Source organism: Oleiphilus sp. HI0079 (assembly GCF_001635105.1).
In genome coordinates, this window is the sequence record NZ_LWFT01000004.1 from 1 (window position 1) to 957 (window position 957).

The window sequence follows — 957 nt, forward strand, 5'->3', positions numbered from 1 at the left end:
TTGGGTTTGAGTGCGATCTTGCTTTTTGGTTTAGTTGTAAAAGCGTATAAAAAGGCCTTTTAGCTAAAAATTCTTATCGGCGCCGGTCTCTGCAAGAGTACTCAATGCTCCAGGGAGACCAGAGATCGAGAGCCCACGAATTTGCGTTGTATAGCAGGATATTGTCGGTCAGCCCGACGATGAAGTCTGTTGGTGTGACTTCGGTAGTAATTTGGTTCCATTCAAGGCCTGAACAATCGACTTTCAACTGAAGTGGGTTGCTGATTTCTGCTAGTGAAAATATCGCGTGGTGATACCAGCGACGATAACGGATGCTGCTTGCGGCATCGTATTGTAAATTTGGCATTGCATCAGAGTCTGAGAGCAAGCCAAGCGTCCAGTCAAAGCCGATGTCAGGGCTTGGATCAGGCACGACTGGCCCGTTTTCAAAGTGGATCACCGCGCAAGCTTGCAGGCATGCTGCACAAATAATCGGCGTTAAGCGTTTCGGGGCTTTATAAATCGCTTGAATTAGTTTCATTCCGCTACAACCTTTCTTTCGCACCAGACTTTTGCCGTTCGTGGCATATAGATACCGAGCGTTATTGTGGCGTAGAGAATGTCCATCGGCTCAAATTTTGTTTGCATTTGCACAACTGGCCGGCCGCGACAAATTNCTTGCGTGTTCACGCGGTGNTCGCCCAACATACCCCAAAAGAAGAACGGTTTACTTTCTTTATAATGAGGGCGATATAAGAAGTCTGGGTCGCCGCTCTCGGTAATTGTGATTGCGGCGCAGCCGCTTAAGAAGGCAAGGGCGAGAGTAAGAATGGTTAATCTAAGCGATTTCATTGTTTTTAGTGTAAGTTCGCGCTAAAAGTTGCTGCATTATACACACGGCATGGCCTTTAGCGCGTGATCCTGTTGTCATTCCGTATCAGACACTTGTTAGTCTTGTTTTTCTTTTAGATATTCGGT

Annotated in this window: 2 protein-coding genes; both read right to left on the reverse strand. The window is 46.6% G+C overall.

Annotated elements, in window-relative coordinates:
* Positions 1-73 precede the first annotated feature (73 nt).
* Complete coding sequence (locus A3750_RS00230; protein WP_068451229.1) at positions 74-520, reverse strand: hypothetical protein; 447 nt, start codon at positions 518-520, stop codon at positions 74-76.
* The gene (locus A3750_RS27235) at positions 517-831 is read right to left on the reverse strand and encodes a Bor family protein (protein WP_068547915.1); all 315 of its coding nucleotides are present in this window, start codon (positions 829-831) and stop codon (positions 517-519) included. Before A3750_RS27235 ends, A3750_RS00230 begins: the two co-directional genes overlap by 4 nt.
* Positions 832-957: the final 126 nt, after the last annotated feature.